Raw genomic sequence first — 20297 nt, forward strand, 5'->3', positions numbered from 1 at the left:
ATACTCAAACGGCCCTCACCCCGCCGCATGACGCCACCCTGCGGAATAGGCACCGGTCACATGGTGCTCCAGCTGCCGTTCGATATCGCCCAGAAGCGAGGAGGCGCCGAAGCGGAAGAGGTCGGGCTGCAACCAGCGATCCCCCAGCTCCTCCTTCATCAGCGAGAGATAGACCAGCGAGTCCTTCGCCTTGGAAATCCCGCCTGCGGGCTTGTAGCCGATGCGGTAGCCGGTGCGCTCGAAATACTCCCGTATGGCGCGGATCATCACCAGAGACACCGGCAGCGTGGCGTTGACAGTTTCCTTGCCGGTCGAGGTCTTGATGAAATCCGCCCCGGCCATCATGCAGACCAGCGAAGCGCGGGCAACATTTCGCAGCGTGCCCAACTCTCCGGTCGCCAGGATCGCCTTCACATGCGCCTCGCCACAGGCCGCGCGGAATTCCCGCATCTCGTCATAGAGCGCCTGCCAGTTGCCGGTCAGAACGTGGCGGCGGGAGATCACGATGTCGATTTCTTCGGCCCCCGCCGCGACCGACTCACCAATCTCCGCGACGCGCAGGTGGTAGGGCGACAAGCCCGCCGGGAAACCGGTGGAGACGGCGGCGACAGGGATGCCCGAGCCCTCCAGCGCCTTGACCGCAGTCGGAACCATTTCGTGGTAGACGCAGATCGCGCCGGTGGTGACGCCCGTGACCCCGAGCGCCGCGAGGATATCGGCCCGCACCGGCTGCCGCGCCTTGGCGCAGAGCCGCCGGACACGCCCTTCGGTATCATCGCCCGCCAGCGTCGTCAGGTCGATGCAGGTGATCGCCCTGAGCAGCCAGGCCGCCTGATGGTCCTTCTTGACCGAGCGCCGACCGGGCAGGGTGGCGCAGCGGCGTTCGATCGCCGAACGATTGGCCTGCGCGCTCATCACCCAGTCGAGGTCCAGCTCCATCCCCGGGTTGCGGGCATCCACCATCTGCGGAAGCTGCGCCGTGGCGCTGTGCACGTTGGTTTCCATACGCTCCTCCAGACCGGGTACCGGGACCGGCGCACCGTCGCATGGGGTCCCGTCGTTTGGCAAGCGCGTCGCAGGGGAAGGCCGGGGCACTCAGCCTTCAGGGAAAGCCGCCGCCAGCGCCTCGAACCCCTTCTGCAGCAGCCCGCGTCTCTCGGTCAGTGTGACCGGAACATGCGCCGCCTGAAGCGCCGCTCCATAGCCCCGCGCCAGCGGACCCTCGCCGATCAGCACCGCCTGCTGACCCAGCCAGAGGGTTCGTGTCGCCCCGATCTCCGCGCCCAGAAGCGCGCCGAGCTGGGCCCCCTCTGACCCCGCATCGGCCAGCAGCAGGGGCAGGCGTTCCGGCCGGTCCAGGGCGGCCTCCAGCCCCGCCGCCCGGGCGTTTGCCAGACCCATGGCCTGGGCAATCCGGGGGGTGGCGCTGGCCTGCTGGTGGATGACCTCCCGCGCCGAGAGGGTGGCCCAGTTCGTTGCCGCGTCTCCGACCACCACAGCCACGCCGTCCCAATGGGGGTTGAGCGCCTGGAACCCGATCAGTGCCAACCTGTCCACCGCCGGAATGCTTCCAAGGGCGGGCAGGTGATAGGCGGCGGCGTCGGGCAGGGGGTCGGGGATCAGCGGGCCGGTTGCCGGAGCGGCCGCTGTATTCGCATCCCCCACGATCAGACGCCGGTCCGCCCCCGGGCTTCCCCAGCTTCTGTCATCGCCAATGATCTGTCCGCACCAGTCCATCCCCGCGAGATAGGCGGCGGGGCGAGCAGGGTCAACGGAGGCGCGGGTCAGAACCGCTGTCTGTGCCCCCCTACTCCGCCGCCCCCCGCAGATCCCGCACCGGCGATCCGGTCAGCGCCACATGGGCATCGTATTGCGACAGGAAGACCTCGCCGCTCATCTCCTGCAGGAAATGCGACCGCTTGAGCCGGTCCATCACGGGGCCTTTGACCTCGGACATATGCAGCTTGATCCCCATCTCGCCCAACCGCGTGTTGATCGCCTCCAGGCTCTCCAGCGCCGATGTGTCGATCTCGTTCACTGCCGAGCACATCAGGACGACATGCCGGATCGGCTGGTCGCAGGCGAGGCGGTCGTAGATCAGGTCCTGCAGGAAATGCGCATTGGCGAAATAGAGGCTCTCGTCGATGCGGATCGTCAGCAGTTCCGGAGAGGTCTCCACCTCATGCCGGGTGATATTGCGGAAATGCTGGGTGCCCGGGACCAGCCCGACCTCCGCCACATGCGGCTTGGACGTCCGGTAGAGGAACAGCCCGATCGACAGCAGAACACCGGCCGACACGCCGACTTCCACCCCGATGGCCAGGGTCAGCAGGATGGTGACGGCCACAGCGGCGAAATCCACCCGGTTGTAGCCCCAGGTCCGCTTGAGGATCGAGAAATCCACCAGGCTCAGCACCGCAACGATGATCGTGGCCGCCAGCACCGCCTTGGGCAGCAGGTAGAGCAGCGGGGTCAGCACCAGCGCCGCCAGCGCAATGCCCAGGGCGGTGAACGCCCCGGCGGCCGGCGTTTCCGCGCCTGCATCGAAATTCACGACCGAGCGGGCGAAGCCCCCCGTTACCGGATACCCCCCCGACATGGCAGCGGCGATATTGGACGCGCCCAGGCCGATCAGCTCCTGATCCGGCTGGATGCGCTGGCGTTTCTTGGCCGCCAGCGTCTGCGCGACCGAGACCGATTCAACGAACCCGATGATCGAGATCAGCAGGGCGGAGACGAAGATCTGCCCCCAGAGATCCATGGAGAAGCTGGGCAGCGTCAGCGGCGGCAGCCCCATGGGCACATCGCCGACGACGGCGACGCCGCGTGCCTCCAACCCGAAGACCCAGACGGCAAGGATCGACACGAAGACCGCAGCCACAGGCCCGGCCTTGGCCAGCAGATCGGCCAGGCGCGGCTTGAGCCCTAAGGAAGAGAGCAGGGGCTTTAACCCCCGACGCACCCAGAAGAGAAAGGCAATCGTCGCCCCGCCTATGGCCAGGGTGATCAGGTTGGTCTCAGGCAGGTGCCGGACAAGGCTGTGGACCAGATCAATCAGGTTATGGCCGCCCGCCGAGACGCCGAAGATGTGCTTCAGCTGCGAGGTCGCGATCAGGATGCCGGAGGCCGTGATGAACCCTGCGATCACCGGGTGCGACAAGAAATTTGCGAGGAAACCCAAACGGAACACCCCCATCACCATCAGCATCAGGCCCGACAGGAAGGCCAGGGTGATCGCCGCCGCGATATACTCCGGCGTGCCCTGCGCGGCGAGGTTGCCCGCCGCCGCCGCCGTCATCAGCGACACCACCGCCACCGGCCCCACGGCCAGCGCCCGCGACGTGCCGAAGATCGCATAGGCCACCAGCGGCAGGATCGACGCATATAGCCCCATTTCCGGCGGCAGCCCGGCCAGCAGCGCATAGGCCAGGGATTGCGGGATCAGCATGATCGTGACGATCAGCGCGGCGACAAGATCGGAGGTCAGGACCGCCCGGTTGTAGCTGCGGGACCAGTCGAGGATCGGGAAATAGCGCCGCAAGCCATGGCGTGAAGGGGCAGGAGAAGACACGGGCAGGTTCCTTCGGGGGGACTCGGGTTCCATTCATATAAAGGAATATGAATATGAATTTCAACCCCCAGGTACGGCCCCGGACTGCTGCTCTCATCAGCCGGTTTTGCAAGGTCCCGGGGTTGCACCCGGGGACCGCAGGGGGAAAGGTGAGCGCGGTCGGCAAGGGCCGGGGCGGATCGGCGCCGGGGCCCCGCATGTCGGCCCGCGAGGGACAGGGACGATGATGAAACCAGGGCAACGCAACCTGATAACCGATGTGGCGGGGCTGCGTGTCGGCAATGCCATGGATGCCGGGATCAAGACCGGGGTCAGCGTGCTGCTAGCCGATGCGCCCTTCACCGCGGGCGTGCATGTCATGGGCGGCGCGCCAGGCACCCGGGAAACCGACCTTCTGGCCCCCGACAAGACGGTGGAGCAGGTGGATGCGCTGGTCCTGTCCGGCGGGTCGGCCTTTGGGCTCGACGCGGCGTCGGGCGTGGCGGACGGGCTGCGCAGCATGGGGCGCGGGTTCGAGGTCGGCGGGATGACCGTTCCGATCGTGCCGGGCGCCATCCTGTTCGATCTGATCAACGGCGGCGACAAGGCCTGGACCGAAAACCCCTACAAGGCCCTGGGCCGCGCCGCGTTGGACGCCGCCACGGAGGACTTTGCCCTAGGCACCGTAGGTGCCGGCACGGGCGCGGTGACGGCGCAGCTCAAAGGCGGGCTCGGCTCCGCCTCCGTCGTACTGCCCGGCGGGATCACCGTGGGGGCGCTGGTCGCCGTGAACGCCCTTGGCTCGGCCATTGTCGGCGACGGGCCGGAATTCTGGGCCGCCCCCTGGGAGGTCGAGGCGGAGTTCGGCGGGCTGGGCGCGGCGCGCAGCTATCCCGACCCGCATCTGCCGGTGACCAAGCGGGGCGCACATCGCAACACCACCATCGGGATCGTCGCCACCGATGCGTCCCTCACCCAGGCGCAATGCACCCGCCTGGCCACGGCGGCCCACGACGGCTACGCCCGCGCGCTGGTGCCCAGCCATACCCCGATGGACGGCGATCTGATCTTTGCCGCGGCGACCGGCGCGCAGCCGCTTACCGACCCTGTGGCGGACTCCCTGCTGATCGGTCACGCGGCGGCGATTTGCATGGCGCGGGCCGTGGCGCGTGGGGTCTTTGCCGCGACCGCCGCCCCCGGTGACCCTTTCCCGACCTGGGCCGCCCGCTTCGGCTGAGGGCTGGCTCTGGACAGGGCGCGCGCTAAATGATCCAACGATGCCGAAACCTAGGGAGGCACATATGCTCGACCAATCCACAGATCTCAAATCTCTGCTCAAGGACCCGACACTGCTGGTCGAGGCCGCCTATCTGGCCGGCGAGTGGGTGGAGGGCGACGAGGGCACCTTCGACGTCACCAATCCCGCCCGTGGCGATGTGATTGCCAAGGTCGCCGACCTCAGCCGCGCGCAGTTCTCTCTCGCCATCGACAAGGCCTATGAGGCGCAGAAGGACTGGGCCAAGTGGACCGGCAAGGAACGCGCCGCCGTCCTGCGCAAATGGTTCGACCTGATGATGGAGAACCAGGACGATCTGGGCACCATCCTGACCGCCGAACAGGGCAAGCCGCTGGCCGAGGCCAAGGGCGAGATCGCCTATGGCGCGTCCTTCATCGAATTCTTCGGCGAAGAGGCCAAGCGGGTCTACGGCGAGATGATCCCCGGCCACCAGCGCGACAAACGCATCATGGTGATCAAGCAGCCGATCGGCGTCGCCGCCTCGATCACGCCGTGGAATTTCCCCAATGCGATGATCACCCGCAAGGCCGCCCCCGCGCTGGCCGCGGGCTGTGCCTTTGTCGGGCGTCCGGCCAAGGAAACGCCGCTCTCCGCCCTGGTCATGGGCGTCCTGGCCGAGCGCGCGGGCATTCCCAAGGGTGTCTTCTCGATCCTGACTTCCTCGCGCGCCTCCGATGCGGGCAAGGAATTCTGCGAGAACCCCAAGGTGCGCAAGCTGACCTTCACCGGCTCGACCGAGGTCGGGCGCATCCTGCTGCGCCAGGCCGCCGACCAGGTGATGAAATGCTCCATGGAGCTGGGCGGCAACGCGCCCTTCATCGTTTTTGACGACGCCGATCTGGACGCCGCCGTCGACGGTGCGATCATGTGCAAGTTCCGCAACAACGGTCAGACCTGCGTCTGCGCCAACCGGATCTACGTGCAGGCCGGGGTCTATGACGAATTTGCCAAGCGTCTGAAGGCCAGGGTCGAGAAGATGAAGGTCGGCGACGGACTGGAGGACGGCACGGACCTCGGCCCGCTGATCAATTCCGACGCGATCACCAAGGTGCAGGAGCATCTGGCCGATGCCAGGTCCAAGGGTGCCGAGGTGATCCTGGGCGATGGAGAGCCGATACAGGGCACGGGCTATTTCCTGCCGCCGACCATCGTGACCGGTGTCACCCAAGACATGCAGGTCGCCCAGGACGAAACCTTCGGTCCGATGGCGCCGCTCTTCAAGTTCGAGGATGTGGATGATGTGATCGCCATGGCGAATGACACGATCTTCGGCCTGGCCTCCTATTTCTACGCCAAGGACCTGAGCCGCGTGTACAAGGTGGCCGAGGCGCTGGAATACGGGATCGTCGGCGTCAACACCGGCATCATCTCGACCGAGGTCGCCCCCTTTGGCGGGGTCAAGCAATCGGGTCTGGGCCGCGAAGGGTCGCACCACGGGATCGAGGATTACCTCGAAATGAAATACGTCTGCATGAGCGTCTGACGTGGTGGGGGCTCCGCCCCCGTCGCCGGATGGCGATAAGTGAGATCACACCGGGGGGCTCCGCCCCCGTCCTTCGGACTCCCCCGGAGTATTTTAGGAAAGGTGAAGCCGGGAGGCGCGCTTATTTTAGAATGCGCTGACGCCTTGCCCCGGCGTGCAGATGCACCGCCGCGCAGCCGAGGTAGGCCAGCAGGGAAAAGAGCACCGCGCCGTTGAACCCCAGTGGCGCGGCCATCATCAGCAAGATCGGCGTGCCCAGCAGATTGCCAAGGTTGCCCATCTGCGCCAGCGCCCCGTTGGCCAGCGCCTGATCCGCCGGGTCGGGGTTGAGTTGCGGGATCGCGGTGAAGCTGGCCCCCTGCACCAGCCCCAGAGAGCCGAAGAGCAGGATCGGCGGCAGGAAGGCTCCGGGCAGAATCCACATCGCCAGAACGCAGAGCATCGCCAGCCCGAGCCCGATCAACACAATGCGCACCGCCGCCATATGGCGCAGCAGTTGCGCGCCCAAGGTCAGCGAAACGATGATCCCCGCAATTGGCATCCAGAACGACAAGGTCGCCCGGGTCGCATCGGGCAGGTACGGCGGCAGGACGGTCAAAAGCGCGACGAAGGTCAGCGTGTAGAAGAACCAGCCAAGCGCCGGGGCCGCGATGTAGGGCGAGGCGTAGATCTTGGGGTGGCGGGCAAGGATGTCCCGCAGCCCGGGAAGGGGCGCGGTACTGCGGGCCACGACGCCGCGCGGCAGGCGCAGGGCCAATGCCGCCGCAAGCAACAGCATCACCCCCGCATGGATCAGGAACAGCACCCCCGGCCCCTGACTGCGGGCTAAAGGCGTGCCGAGCCAGGCAACCAGGGCGAAAGTCACGCCGAAGTAACTGCCCCAGAGGGTCATCGTATAGGGCCGGTGCCGCACGGCCGACAGCTGGGCGATCAGGGTCGGGATGGCCACGACCAGCGCGATATGGCTGATCCCCTCCACCGCGCGGGTCAACAGCATCACCGGCATCGGCGGCATCAGCGATTGCAGCGCGGACATGGCCGCGCCCAGCACCAGCCCACCGACCAGCACCCGCCGCATGCCTAGGCGCGACACCAGCATGCCCGCCACCAATCCGGTCACAACGCCGGTCAGGCTGATGATCGACACCAGGAACCCAAGCGACGCCCCGGCCTGCGGATAGGCCAGCCCCAGTTCCGGAAAGATGACCGAGACTTTGGCGAATTGCCCGGCCGCCGTCATGCCTGCAAGCAGCAGCAAGGCCAGCAGGCCGAAGGGAGAGGTGTCACGATCCATGAGGTTCAGTGACCGAGCGGCGCGGCGCTGGCAAGTCCGGAATGCGCAGCGCCGGTGCTGCGCTCAGAGGCCCAGCTCGCGCCTGATCTCGTCGTTGTGCGCCCCGCGTTCGCAGGCAGCGGGAGGCTCCGGCGGGGTCTGACCGTCGAACCGGGGGGCGGCGGCGGCTTGCAGCACCTCGCCCGCGCCATGCCAGATGCCCCGCGCCGTGATATGCGGATCGCTGGCCGACTGGGCCGGGGGCAGCACCGGGGCGACACAGGCATCCAGCCCCTCGAACAGCGCCACCCAGTGATCGCGCGGCTTGCTGGCAAAGATCTCTTCTAGCCGCTCCGTCAATCGTGGGAAAAGCGCCTTGTCGTTCTGACGCAAGAACTCCGGATCATCGGAGAGGCCGAGCCGGTCGAGGAAGATGGCATAGAACTTCGCCTCGAGCGCCTGGACGGAGACATAGCCGCCATCGGCACAGCGATAGCTGCGCGACCAATGCGGCCCGTCCAACCGGCTCTGCCCGCGTTCCGTGACCGTGCCCCCGACCGATGCCATCGACATCAGCAGGTTCATCATGTGGGCCGAGCCATCCACGATGGCCGCATCGACCACCGTGCCCTCGCCGGTCTCCTTCGCCCGCATCAGCCCCGCCAGCATCCCGATGACGAGGTAGAGCGCGCCGCCCCCGATATCGCCGACCAGCGTCGGCGGCGTCACCGGCGGCTGACCGGGCAGGGAGGCATACCAGAGCGCGCCCGACAGCCCGATGTAGTTCAGGTCATGCCCCGCCTGTTTCGCCCGCGGCCCGTCCTGACCCCAGCCTGTCATCCGGCCATAGACCAGCCGCGGGTTCAGCGCACGCATCTCCGCTGGCCCGAGCCCAAGGCGCTCCATCACCCCGGGGCGCATCCCCTCGATCAGCCCGTCCGCACTGGCGATCAGGGCCTTGGCGACCTTCAGGTCTTCGGCATCCTTGAGGTCCAGCGTGATCGACCGCTTGCCCCGGTCCAGCGGATTGGCGGACTGGGCGGCGCGAGCCTCGGGCGCCTCGGCACGGTGGATGGTGATCACCTCGGCGCCAAGATCGGCCAGCGTCATGGCGGCGAAGGGGCCGGGGCCGATGCCCTCGATCTCGACGATACGGATGGATTGCAGCATTGGGGTCTCCTTTTTCGCGGGATCAGAGACGAAACCGGCGGCGAGGGCAAGGTGACGTGATGGCGGCCGTTTCGTCGCATCCCCGCGGGCCGCAAGGTCTTGCCCCAAGGCGCCCTTTCGACCATATTGCAGTGCAGCAAGCCCCCTGACGAGGATCGCCAATGACCATCGAGGCCCCGGAAACCAAGATCGTGGAAAGCCGCAAGATCGCCTGCGACGGCGGTGAGGGCGCATTGGGTCATCCCCGGGTCTGGCTGCATATCCCGGTGGAGACCGATTTCGTGGAATGCCCCTATTGCGACGCGAAATACGTGTTGAAAGGGTCCGAGGCGGCCTGATCGCGTCCCTCTCTTGTTTCTGAAAAACTGCACCTCCCGGATCACCGGTCGCCCCGGCTCTAACTATTCCGGATTTTCCAATCCGTTGTTCGATTGACGTCCACTGCTGACGGGGCTTCCGGGTCGGCCGCATTGCTTGGCTCACTGTCCAGCGCGCCGCCTCCCATAGCCTCATTCGAGTAGGGCCTGTCCGCAACAAGGCTGGCCTTCGCCACCGCCATGGGTAGGGTAGCGCCGACCGACTGGACTCTGACCCCTTACTCCTGACCCCGTGCCCCTGAAAACCGATCCCGACACGACCCCGCCGTCGCCGCAATTCCTGCGCACCGTTACCGTGCTGGGCATCGTGATGATCTTCTCCTGGGGGAGCAGCTTTTACCTGCCGGGGATCTTCCACGACCCCATGGCGGGCGACACCGGGTGGAGCGCAGCACAGCTCTCCGCCGGTTTCTCCCTGGGGCTTTTGGTGTCGGGGCTGGCCTCGCCTCGCGTCGGCACATTGATCCAGCGGCATGGCGGGCGACGGGTGCTGGCCGTTGGCATGGCGCTGATAGCCCTGGGGCAGGTCGTCATGGCGATGGCCCACTCCCTGCCGGTGTATCTGCTCGCCTGGATCATCACCGGCCTGGGCATGGGCGCGGGCCTGTATGACGCGGCCTTTTCGGCCCTCGGGCGGCTCTATGGCGAGGGCGCGCGCGGCGCGATCACCGCGCTCACGCTGTTCGGTGGGTTCGCCAGCACGGTCTGCTGGCCGATCTCGGCCGTTCTGGTGGAATACCTCGGCTGGCGCGGCGCGCTCCTGGCCTATGCGGGGTTCCATGTGCTGGTGACGATCCCCCTTTGCCTCTGGGGCCTCCCCCGGGCGGAGACGCCCCATGCCACCGTGCGTGGGGGCGGTGATGGCGCGCTTGGCTGGCTCTATCGCGATCCGCGGTTCTGGCTGGTCGCGCTGGCAGGCATGTGCTTTTCCGCCATGGCCTCCGTGCTGACCCTGACGCTGATCCCAATCCTGACGGGGCAGGGGCTGACCCTGGCTGCCGCGGTCGGGATCGGCGCGCTCTTCGGGCCTGCCCAGGTCGCCGCGCGGGTGATCGAAATGGCGGGCCGGGGCCGTCACCACCCGATCTGGACCATGGCCGTCTCTGCCGCGCTGGCCCTTGCCGGGATGGTGGCCCTCTGGGCCGGGCTGGCGGCGGGCGCGGCGGTCATGGCCTTTGGCGCGGGCAACGGGTTGTGGTCCATCGCGCGCGGGTCGCTGCCGCTGGCGGTCTTCGGCGCCGCCGACTATCCGCGCATCATGGGACGCATCGCCCCGCTGGCGCTGATCGCCTCTGCCGCCGGGCCCTGGGTGGCCGGGATGATCAGCGAAACCTTCGGCGCGGAGGGCGCCCTGGCCTTCCTCGTCGCGCTGGCCGTGATCCCGCCCGGGCTGACCGTCGCCCTGGCCCTGCGCCTGCGCCGGGGGCACGCGGTCTGAGCCAACCGGAAATGCCCGCTGGTCCCCTCTGCCGGTTCATGGCAGAACCGTCCTGACCCAAGACGTGGAGGCCAGAATGTCCCAGCAATTCGGCAAAGGTTGTCACCTGCACCTGATCGACGGATCGGCCTTCATCTTCCGGGCCTATCACGCGCTGCCGCCGCTCACCCGGAAATCCGACGGCCTGCCGGTGGGGGCTGTTTCGGGCTTCTGCAACATGCTGCACCGCTATGTCGAAGGGAACACCGGCCCCGACGCGCCAACCCACGTGGCAGTGATATTCGACAAGGGCAGCCACACCTTCCGCAATGACATGTATGACCTCTACAAGGCCAACCGCGAGGCCATGCCGGAAGACCTGCGCCCCCAGATCCCCTTGACGCGCCGCGCGACGGAGGCCTTCAGCATCGCCTGCAAGGAGCTGGAGGGTTTTGAGGCCGACGACATCATCGCCACCCTCGCCTGCCAGGCCCGGGACGCGGGCGGGCGGGTCACCATCATCTCCTCCGACAAGGACCTGATGCAGCTGGTCGGCGGCGGGGTCGAGATGCTGGACGCGATGAAGAACACCCGGATCGGGATCGAAGGCGTCGAGGCCAAGTTCGGCGTCGGTCCGGATCGTGTGGTGGACGTGCAGGCCCTGGCCGGGGACAGCGTCGACAATGTACCGGGTGCGCCGGGCATCGGGATCAAGACCGCGGCCCTGCTGATCAATGAATTCGGCTCCCTCGAGGAGCTTCTGGATCGCGCGGAAGAGATCAAGCAGCCCAAGCGCCGCCAGACACTGATCGACAACCGCGCCCAGATCGAACTGTCCAAGAGACTGGTCCAGCTCGACTGCGACACCCCGCTCGACTTCACCCTCGACGATCTGGAGGTCCGCGACCCGGATGCCGAGACCCTCCTCGGTTTCCTGAACGAGATGGAGTTCCGCACCCTCACCAAGCGCATCGCAGACCAGATGGGGGTCGAAGCCCCCGCCCTGCCGGAGGTCAACATACAGGGCGGAGAGGATGCGCCAGAAACGGTGGAGATGCCGCCGATCGACCCCGAGGCCTACGAAATGGTGTCGGACGCCGCGGCGATGCAGGTCTGGATCGATCGGATCTATGAACGCGGCTACGTCGCGCTCGATACCGAGACGACCGGCCTCGACGAAATGCAGGTCGACCTTGTCGGCATCTGCCTCGCCACCGACCCCGGCCAGGCCTGCTATGTCCCGCTGGCGCACAAGAACAGCGAGGGCGACGGCCTCTTTGCCGACGACACGCTGGCCGAGGGGCAGATGGCGGAGGCCGAGGCGCTGGCGATGCTGAAACCGGTGCTGGAGGACCCGTCGATCCTCAAGATCGGGCAGAACATGAAATACGACGCCAAGATCCTGAAACGCTACGGGATCGCGGTGGCCCCGATCGACGACACAATGCTGATCTCCTACGCGCTGAATGCCGGGCTGCACCAGCATGGGATGGATGCGCTCTCCGACCGGTACCTCGATCACCAGCCGATCCCGATCAAGGATCTGCTCGGCTCCGGCAAAAGCCAGATCACCTTCGACAAGGTGCCGCTGGACAAGGCCACCGCCTATGCCGCCGAGGACGCCGACATCACCCTGCGCCTGTGGAAGGTGCTGAAACCGCAGCTCCACGCCAAGAAGGTCACGACGGTCTACGAAACCCTCGAACGCCCGCTCTCTCCGGTGCTGGCGCAGATGGAGATGCATGGCATCAAGGTTGACCGCGACACGCTTTCGCGCATGTCCAACGCCTTCGCGCAGAAAATGGCGGGGCTGGAGGCGGAGATCCACGAACTCGCCGGTGAGAATTTCAACGTCGGCTCGCCCAAGCAACTGGGTGAGATCCTGTTTGACAAGATGGGGCTGGAGGGCGGCAAGAAGGGCAAGACCGGCGCCTATGTCACCGGCGCCGACGTTCTGGAAGACCTCGCCACCGAACATGAATTGCCCGGCCGCGTGCTCGACTGGCGGCAGCTGTCGAAGCTCAAATCGACCTACACCGACAGCCTGCAGGAACACATCAATCCAGACACCGGCCGCGTCCATACCTCCTACGTGCAGACCGGCGCCAACACCGGCCGCCTCGCGTCAACCGACCCCAACCTGCAGAACATCCCCGTCCGCAGCGAAGAGGGCCGCCGCATCCGCGAGGCCTTTATCGCGGAGGAGGGCAAGCGCCTGCTCTCGCTCGACTATTCCCAGATCGAGCTGCGCATCCTGGCCCATATCGCCGACATCCCCGCCCTGAAACAGGCCTTCGAGGAGGGGCAGGACATTCACGCCGCCACCGCGTCGGAAATGTTCAACGTCCCGATGGAGGACATGACCCCCGACATCCGCCGTCAGGCCAAGGCGATCAACTTCGGCGTGATCTACGGCATCTCCGGCTTCGGCCTCGCCCGCAATCTGCGCATTCCCCGGGCCGAGGCGCAGGGCTTCATCGACAGCTATTTCGAACGCTTCCCCGGCATCCGGACCTACATGGACGAGACCACCGAATTCGGCAAAGCCAACGGCTATGTCAAAACGCTGTTCGGTCGCCGCATCCACACGCCGGAAATCGCCGCCAAGGGCCCCCGTGCCGGCTTTGCCCGCCGTGCCGCGATCAACGCGCCCATTCAGGGCACGGCCGCCGACATCATCCGCCGCGCCATGATCCGCATGCCCGAGGCGATCGAGAAACTGCCGGCCAAGATGCTCCTGCAGGTCCACGACGAACTGATCTTCGAGGTCGACGAGAGCGCGGTCGAGGAGGTCACCGAGGTCGCCCGCCGCGTGATGGAAAGCGCCGCCGCCCCTGCCGTGAAGATCGACGTGCCGCTGGTGGTCGACGCGGGCTCCGGCCTGAACTGGGCGCAGGCGCACTGACTTTCTTTTTGCCGAAAATATCTCGGGGGAGGCGCGTCAGCGCCGGGGGCAGCGCCCCCGACCTCCGACCGGACGAATTCTCACCCCGCGCTCACTGACCGAACCGGCCCAACTCGCGATAGTCGATCTCTTCCAGAAGCTTCAGCATCATATCCATATCGCCGCCCTCGGCCTTCACCAGGATTCGGCTGTCGATCAGCCCCTGGACCGTACCGTCCTGCACCGCGAACTTCTCGCGCCCGATCCGTTCGACCTTCATGCCCATGGCGGCGGCGTTGCCGATCATCGCGCTCATCGCGCCGACCATCGGATTGTCGGCCAGGATCGTCAGCGTGATACTGTCCCCGCCGCCGGAATATTCCGCCTCGGCCCCGACGCCGCCGCCCATCATGCCTAGGCTGGCGTTGATTTCCGAATTGACCTCGCGGGTCCAGCCGTCCGGCGCCGCGGGCAGGAAGCCCGACAGGGCGTCGGTCTTCATCGTCAGCATCAACTGCTTGGCATAGTCCAGCTCTTCCAGCGCATATTGCAGGTCGCCCTCTTCATAGGCCTCCAGCGCGCTTTGCAAGGTGTCGGTGACCTCATCGGCCTGCGCGGCTCCTGCGGTCATGGCCAGGGCCAGCACGGCGGAGAAAATGGATGTCTTCATGAATCTTCACTCCCTTAGCCCCGCGGAATATGCGGGGGGTTACACGGCGTCATCCTGATCGGCGCACGGCAGCACATCAAGTCAGGGATACACGACCTTCCCTTCCTTTTCCGGTGACGCCATCCTGAAAATGACGTTAAGTGACCCCATATTACGGTCAGTATTTGCCAACGGAGACGAGGATGTCCGATTTCGACGCACAGGTCCGCGAAAGCCAGGAACAGGTGGCGGCCGCCCAGAGCAAGATTGCCGAACTGAGCAGCCGGATCGAACTGGCCCGCCAGAAGATGGAGACGGGGGAGGACATCAGCGTCGACATCGAAAACGCGACGCTGGAGGATGTCCACGCCCAGACCGAGGTGATGAACGCCAATATCGCCGAGCTGATCATGGGACTGGACGATGTCACCGCCGCATTTTCCAAGGATTTCGACGAGATGCGGTCAAAGACCGGCTGGGAAAGCTTCGTGGGCATCTTCTCGGGCGCCAAGGCGGACAGCATGCGGCAGGAACGCATCCGCACCGCCTCGATCGACGACAAGCTGCAGGATCTGATCGCGAAATCCGATGTCATCACCAAGCTGCTCGAAGGGCAGCTGGCCGTGCTCAACGAGCAGAAGGAGAAGGTCGAGGTCAACCTGACCGCCACCCTCGACGACCGCGAGATGACGGTGCAGGAGCTTGAAGACACCCGAGCCAAGATCCTCGCCATGGACCCCAAGATCATCGAGCTGGAGAACAAGATCTCCGTCGAACAGGACGCCGCTGCCCGCACCAAGCTGGAAACCGAGCTGGCGGATCTGAACAAGGAATACAATGCGCTGGTGCAGGAGGAGCAGGTCAAGCTGGCCAAGTCCCAGACGCTGGAACGCTATATCGAAAAGGGCAAGAGCTGGGTCGACAGCCTGCAGAACCAGGCGGCGACGCAGATGGTGCTCATCAACAAGCTCAAGACGGACACGCAGCAACGCGTGGTCCTCTACGATGCTTTGACCAAATCGCTGAAAACCGCGCAGCAACAGGACGTCGCCCACAAGATTAACGAGATCGGCACCCAGACGGACAAGCAGGCGCAACAGGCCATGGCCCAGATTGGCGCCGCAACCAACGCCCGGATGGCCGACATGCTGGAGGCGCACGAGGACCACATGGTCTTTGCCCGCAAGGTGCTGGAAGAAAAGGCCAAGGCCGACGAACGTTTTGCCCGGCGGTTCCAGAAGATCGTCGAGAAGCACGACAAGAACCTCTACGGATAGCAGGTTGCGCAGCAATCTGCGCCCGGCAGCGGTTGCATCGCAACCGCGAGAGGGCCGGTTCTGCATGACCCGTCATTGGATCGGAAAGCCATGAGACCTCAGCCAATTCACTGCTGTACCCGCCGGACCTTGCACAACAGAGGACTGGGCCCGTCCGCGGGTGGGTGCGAAGCGCCCGCCCGGGGGGGCGGACGGGCGCTGTCCGGGCCGCTTCGCGCCCCGAACATGGTCTGCCTGACAAAGGACGCCTCCCGTGGCTGAGCCCGCCCACGACCACGTCGGCCTCTCCGACACCTATGCCTCGCGTCGATACTTCCGGAAGTTCGAAGGGATAATGGCCCACCTCGCCCGCGTCGCCGGAACGATGGAGGCGGAAAAATCCCTCTCCCGCCGCGAGACGGAGGTGCTGACCCGCCATCTGACCGCGCTGACCATCACCTTCCGCGCGCTCAGCATGAAATACCTGCTGACAGGGCGCGACACGGGCAAGTTCTTCGGCTCTCTCACCATCGACAACCACGAAAGCGGCTTTCCGGCCGCGCAGGAGTTGATGGTCATGGCCAATGACGCGCAGCAGGCCGAACGGCACCTGCGCGAAATGGCCGGTCGGGACGCGTTGAAACGCGACATGCTGGCCCAGATCATCGGGGATCTGGAGATCCCGACCCGCCTGCAGTTCGCCCTGTCGCAGCGCCTCTACTATGAGGAGCTGACCCGCGGCGGCCTGTTCTGGCCGCGCAACGATCCGGAGGCGCTCTGGCTCGGTGACATCGACGACAAGCGGCGGCGCTACATGCTGCATTGGTCGGTTTACGACAGCCAGCTCAACCTGCCCGTCATCTATCTGATGGAGCTGGAGGACACCGACCCGACCGCGCTCCCCCGCGATGAACGCCGCTGGCCGGAGGTGCAGGCGCATCTCATGGCGCAGAGCCTCGGCGGGCTGAAACTGCTGACCATCGCCAAGGGATTTGACGAGGATTTCGACGAGCTCCACCCCAAACGCCTGCGCCGCTTCCACATCGGCCCGATGTATTCCCACGCCTACACCCGCCAGTCCGGCCCGATCCGCGATGTGCTGGAAAACGCCGGTTCGCGCGAAGGCGAGGACTGGGCGCTGGCCTGGACGGATGAGGTGCTGGTTTCCGAACGCGTGCGCACCGAACGCGCCGGATGGTTCGGCACCAACGAACGCGAGATATTCCAGATCGATCCGCTCACCGGCGGGCCGGAGACGGGTGCGACGGAACAAACCCGCGCGATCATCCTGCCCGAACGCCCCTATCAGGTGCTGGCCGAGCGCGACCCGCCGGGCTTTGCCCAGGTGCGGAAATTCGTGGTGGGCCGGTCCGGCCGTGTTCTGAGCTATCGCTGACGGAGGCCCGGGTATGAGTATTTTTGGAAAGATGAAACGGGAGGGGCGGGCATGACCCTGACGTCCGATCTGATGGAACTGCGGGAAGAGGAGATCGCGAAGCACTACGACGCCGCCCTGGCTCTGTTGGACGGGTTCGATCATGCGCCGCGGGTGGCCAAACCCACGGCCGCGCCGGTGGCGGAACGCTCGCCCGGGGTCGGCACACGTCGGCGGTTCCGCTCGACCACGCCGGGGCTGGTGACGCGGCGAGAGGAGCGGCCGGAGGGCGTGCATCTGATCGACCGGGTCGCGGCCTGCGACGGGGACGATCCGCTGATGTCCTCCCGGCAGGCGGCGGTTCTGCAGGCCCTGCGCCGGGCCCTGGCGATCGGGCTGGCCCTGGGCGAGGGGTTTGCGGAACAGACCGGTCTGGCAGATCTGAAGCGCAAGAACCTCGAAGGGGGGCTGGGCGTGGACCGGAAGGCGGAGTTTTCGGAGCTGCTCGCCGCCGAAGCGCTGATCGTGATGCATGCCTCGGCCAATGCGCTGGTCTCGCTCTTGGCGGATCACGCGGGGGAGGTCACGGTCGAGGTCGGCGAGGTCGAGGAGTTTCTGACCGACAACGCATCCCTCGCCCTGCACGGCGCGCTTTGGGAGCTGGACCAGGACCTCGGCGCCCATGCCGAGGGTGACGAGGAAAAACTGGTGCCCACGGTCACCGCCTTCGCCGAGGCGTTGATGGAGAAAGCCGCGCGCCGGGCCGAGGGGCTGGCGCGGGTGGCGCCCTTTGCCAATGCCTCCTACCGGGTCGAGGCGGATGATCTGACGATCCGGGGGTTCACTCCGGCACGCAAGGCGGGCGGCCCGGCGCTGGTCATGCAGTTCAAGAAACCGCATGAGGTCGTCGGCAACCATATCGCCAAGTATCAGGCGATGAAGCTGGCCAAGATGGTCATGGCCTATGATTTCGACCGCCGCCTGAATCCCTTTGCGGAGCTTGGCGGCTTCATCTTCACCTTCATGGGCGACGGCGCGCCGGGCACCGGCAAGACCACCCTGATCCAGATGATGGCCGGGCTGATCAACGACTACTGCCAGAATGCGGGCTATCCTTTCCGCTATCAGAACTTCGGTATCGACAATATCGACAGCTATCAGGGCAAGTCAGGCCAGAACGCCAAGGCTTTTGTACAGAACATACTCGATCCTTCCGTCATTGGTTTCGGCACAATCGACGACATCGACCAGATCGCGGGCAAGCGGGGCGACCGCCAGTCCTCCGCCGGGCAGCAGGAGGTGACGGCCGTCTTCATGGAGGCCTTTGCCGGGGCCAACACCGTGGTGCGCGGCAACTGCACCTTCGGCATGTTCTCCAACTACCCTGAAAACGTGGACGATGCGTTAAGGCAGCGGGCCGGGGCGCGGTTCCTCGTCGACGGGCCGCAGACGCGGGAGGACTATATCGACATCCTCGCCCTGCTGATGGGCAAGCGGCATGACATTCCCCTCGGCGATCACGAACTCTACGCCGCGCAGGAGATCAAGCGCGCCGTCGCCGCCTCCTTCGAGGCGCATGGGAGGCCGAAGGAAGAGGGGCTGGTGAAGGTCTTCGCCGAAGTCGAGGCGCGGATCGGCGGGTTCGACACGATTGCCAAGCTAGGGACCTATCTGAAGGCGATCCAGGAGGCGGATGAACGCTTTACCGGCCGCGCGATCAAGAACATCACCGACGCGGTGAAGGTTCGCGCCATGGATTTCGAACTGCCCGACGAATGGATGGAGGAGCCGGAACTCTTCCTCTTCAAACCCTACGACGAGAAGAGCGCGATGATCGAGGAGCTGCGGCGGCCGATCACCATCGACATGGTCGTGCAGGAGATCAACCGCTACGCCGACAGCGAATTCCGCTATGCCGACAAGTCCGACGAGGTCGCGATCGAGGGGATGGTGCGGGACATGGGGCGTCAGGACGCGGCGCGGCGGCGGTATCTGGAGGGGAAGGGGTGATCGGCCTGCCCCTCACCCCGGCCCTCTCCCCCGCGGGGAGAGGGGGCGATAGCGGATGGAGCGGTGCGGTGGCCCCCCTCCCCGGCCCTCCCCCTGCAGGGGGAGGGCGCGGCACCTCGGGCACCAGCGCAACACAATCCCCTCTCCCTGCGGGGGAGAGGGTTAGGGAGAGGGGGCGTCCGTGCAACGTCTGATCAAACTCGGCCTCATGTTCGGCAATCTGATCCCCGTCGACAGCCCCGCGCTGGTCGAGCGGTACAACCGGGCGCTCAAACATCTCACCGGCAAACAGACCCAACTCACCGATTTCCACATCGACATCTCCGGCTACTCGCCCGAGATCGGCGACGAACTGGGCGACCCCCTCTACCTCAACGAAAACGGATGCAACCGGCAGTTCATCCTGCTGACGACCGCGCAGAAGACCGCGCCGTTGCTGAACGCCAGCTTCTCGACCTCCCGCCAGATCCTGCGGCAGTTCATCGAGGAGAACGAGGCGCAGCTCTTTGCCCTGACCGCGCGCGACGCGGTGGCCGGCGAACTCCTGAATTCCGTCTTCTCCGTCACCAACCCGGCGCGGCTGAACGACATCCGCAAGATCGAGATCGAGGCAGACACGACCACCGGGCTGGTGCGCGATGCGGAAAAGCTCGGCCAGCTCTCCGACCGCTTCCTGCAGGAGGAGGACGGCTGGTTCGACGACGTGCTGATCGCCGAGATGATCTCCGTGGCCAAGAAGACCGGGGACGTGACGCGCAACCCGGTGCGGCTCAAGAAGATGAGCTTCGAGCAGGAGAACTTCTGGACCGCGCATTTCGGCGGCAGCTACATCTTCCGCTCGACCGCGCCGACGGTGATCACCGAGGATGACGACGCGATGGAGGAGGCGGGCCTCGGCCGGGTCATAGAGAAGGGCGAGACGAACAAGATCGCCCGCTTCCTCAGCGACAACAACCTGGTGGAGCCGATCGTCAAGGCGCGGGGCATCGACGCCAGCGCGATCCTGCGCCAGAAGATGGACTTCATCGTCGTGGATGCGGCGCAGGAGGCAAAGATGGACCTGACCGGTGCAACCCGGCGCGACATCCGCCTGCTGGCGCGGCGCCATGCCGACGACCTGCCGGAAGAATACCACGCCCTGCGCCGTCTGGTCGCCTGGGCGGAGGACGGGGGCGAGTGGCCCAAGATCACCTCGGACCACCCGGCCTATTTCTACACCCTGCGCGCGGCGGACCATCCTGACGCCGATCTGATCAACATGCTGCTGGCCGAGCTGACGCCCAAGGATGTCCGCCAGCTCTTCATCTGCCACAAGGAGCTCTTCTATCGCCTCTACGCCACCTGGAGCGAGACGAAGAAGAGCTATGTCGCTGATTTCCTTGCGACCGAATATGCCGTGGACAAGGCGGGCACGCGCGCGGCACTCTTTGGACATGAGGCGCCGATGGCCCTGCTGCCGCCGCCCGCGCCAAAGCCTGCGCAATCGCCCGCACCGGCGGAAGAGATGATCGCCCGCGTCGGCCCCTGGGGCGCGGTGCTGAAGGAAAGGAAATAGG

15 protein-coding genes are annotated in these 20297 nt (G+C 65.9%); 9 read left to right on the forward strand and 6 right to left on the reverse strand.

Annotated features, from left to right (window positions below; translation table 11 throughout):
• Positions 1–15 precede the first annotated feature (15 nt).
• The 3 genes from deoC to ACFC2Y_RS07635 all read right to left on the reverse strand — a co-directional run bounded on the left by deoC (position 16) and on the right by ACFC2Y_RS07635 (position 3571).
• Entirely contained in the window at positions 16–1005 is a 990-nt protein-coding gene (gene deoC / locus ACFC2Y_RS07625) for a deoxyribose-phosphate aldolase (RefSeq protein ID WP_375173854.1), read from the reverse strand.
• A 90-nt stretch (positions 1006–1095) separates the two neighbouring features.
• Positions 1096–1665 carry a 2-dehydro-3-deoxygalactonokinase gene (locus ACFC2Y_RS07630; RefSeq protein WP_375186421.1) on the reverse strand — a complete coding sequence of 190 codons (570 nt, stop codon included), beginning with the start codon at positions 1663–1665 and terminating at the stop codon, positions 1096–1098.
• Between the two features lie 142 nt (positions 1666–1807).
• A complete protein-coding gene (locus ACFC2Y_RS07635; RefSeq protein WP_375186422.1) occupies positions 1808–3571 on the reverse strand; it encodes a SulP family inorganic anion transporter in 1764 nt (587 codons plus the stop codon).
• Between the two features lie 226 nt (positions 3572–3797).
• On the opposite strand from ACFC2Y_RS07635, the gene ACFC2Y_RS07640 reads away from it, so the two are divergent.
• Together ACFC2Y_RS07640 and ACFC2Y_RS07645 are read left to right on the forward strand one after the other, a co-directional pair.
• A complete protein-coding gene (locus ACFC2Y_RS07640; RefSeq protein ID WP_375174412.1) occupies positions 3798–4787 on the forward strand; it encodes a P1 family peptidase in 990 nt (329 codons plus the stop codon).
• A 64-nt stretch (positions 4788–4851) separates the two neighbouring features.
• Positions 4852–6330 carry an NAD-dependent succinate-semialdehyde dehydrogenase gene (locus ACFC2Y_RS07645; protein WP_375173851.1) on the forward strand — a complete coding sequence of 493 codons (1479 nt, stop codon included), beginning with the start codon at positions 4852–4854 and terminating at the stop codon, positions 6328–6330.
• 121 nt (positions 6331–6451) lie between these two features.
• On the opposite strand, the gene ACFC2Y_RS07650 is transcribed toward ACFC2Y_RS07645, so the two are convergent.
• Positions 6452–7624 carry an MFS transporter gene (locus ACFC2Y_RS07650; RefSeq protein ID WP_375173850.1) on the reverse strand — a complete coding sequence of 391 codons (1173 nt, stop codon included), beginning with the start codon at positions 7622–7624 and terminating at the stop codon, positions 6452–6454.
• A 63-nt stretch (positions 7625–7687) separates the two neighbouring features.
• The gene (locus tag ACFC2Y_RS07655; protein ID WP_375173849.1) at positions 7688–8773 is read right to left on the reverse strand and encodes a CaiB/BaiF CoA transferase family protein; all 1086 of its coding nucleotides are present in this window, start codon (positions 8771–8773) and stop codon (positions 7688–7690) included.
• 161 nt (positions 8774–8934) lie between these two features.
• On the opposite strand from ACFC2Y_RS07655, the gene ACFC2Y_RS07660 reads away from it, so the two are divergent.
• The 3 genes from ACFC2Y_RS07660 to polA all read left to right on the forward strand — a co-directional run bounded on the left by ACFC2Y_RS07660 (position 8935) and on the right by polA (position 13472).
• Positions 8935–9111 (forward strand): zinc-finger domain-containing protein, encoded by a 177-nt coding sequence (locus ACFC2Y_RS07660; RefSeq protein WP_375173848.1) that lies wholly within the window; start codon positions 8935–8937, stop codon positions 9109–9111.
• A 271-nt stretch (positions 9112–9382) separates the two neighbouring features.
• Complete coding sequence (locus ACFC2Y_RS07665) at positions 9383–10588, forward strand: MFS transporter (RefSeq protein ID WP_375173847.1); 1206 nt, start codon at positions 9383–9385, stop codon at positions 10586–10588.
• A 76-nt stretch (positions 10589–10664) separates the two neighbouring features.
• Entirely contained in the window at positions 10665–13472 is a 2808-nt protein-coding gene (polA, locus tag ACFC2Y_RS07670) for a DNA polymerase I (protein ID WP_375173846.1), read from the forward strand.
• Between the two features lie 91 nt (positions 13473–13563).
• Here the strand turns inward: polA and ACFC2Y_RS07675 are convergent, their stop codons facing one another.
• Positions 13564–14121, reverse strand: coding sequence for a hypothetical protein (locus ACFC2Y_RS07675; protein ID WP_375173845.1), 558 nt, complete (start codon positions 14119–14121; stop codon positions 13564–13566).
• Positions 14122–14303: 182 nt separating this feature from the next.
• Between ACFC2Y_RS07675 and ACFC2Y_RS07680 the strand changes: the two genes are divergently transcribed.
• The 4 genes from ACFC2Y_RS07680 to ACFC2Y_RS07695 all read left to right on the forward strand — a co-directional run bounded on the left by ACFC2Y_RS07680 (position 14304) and on the right by ACFC2Y_RS07695 (position 20296).
• Positions 14304–15377, forward strand: a complete 1074-nt coding sequence (locus ACFC2Y_RS07680) for a hypothetical protein (protein WP_375173844.1) — start codon at positions 14304–14306, stop codon at positions 15375–15377.
• A 253-nt stretch (positions 15378–15630) separates the two neighbouring features.
• Positions 15631–16752, forward strand: a complete 1122-nt coding sequence (locus ACFC2Y_RS07685) for a hypothetical protein (RefSeq protein WP_375173843.1) — start codon at positions 15631–15633, stop codon at positions 16750–16752.
• A 51-nt stretch (positions 16753–16803) separates the two neighbouring features.
• A complete protein-coding gene (locus ACFC2Y_RS07690; RefSeq protein WP_375173842.1) occupies positions 16804–18741 on the forward strand; it encodes an ATP-binding protein in 1938 nt (645 codons plus the stop codon).
• Positions 18742–18922: 181 nt separating this feature from the next.
• On the forward strand, positions 18923–20296 hold the full coding sequence (locus ACFC2Y_RS07695; protein WP_375173841.1) for a DUF6638 family protein: 1374 nt from the start codon (positions 18923–18925) through the stop codon (positions 20294–20296).
• Position 20297 lies beyond the last annotated feature (1 nt).

This window comes from Pseudooceanicola sp., from assembly GCF_041987405.1.
GTDB lineage: Bacteria > Pseudomonadota > Alphaproteobacteria > Rhodobacterales > Rhodobacteraceae > Pseudooceanicola.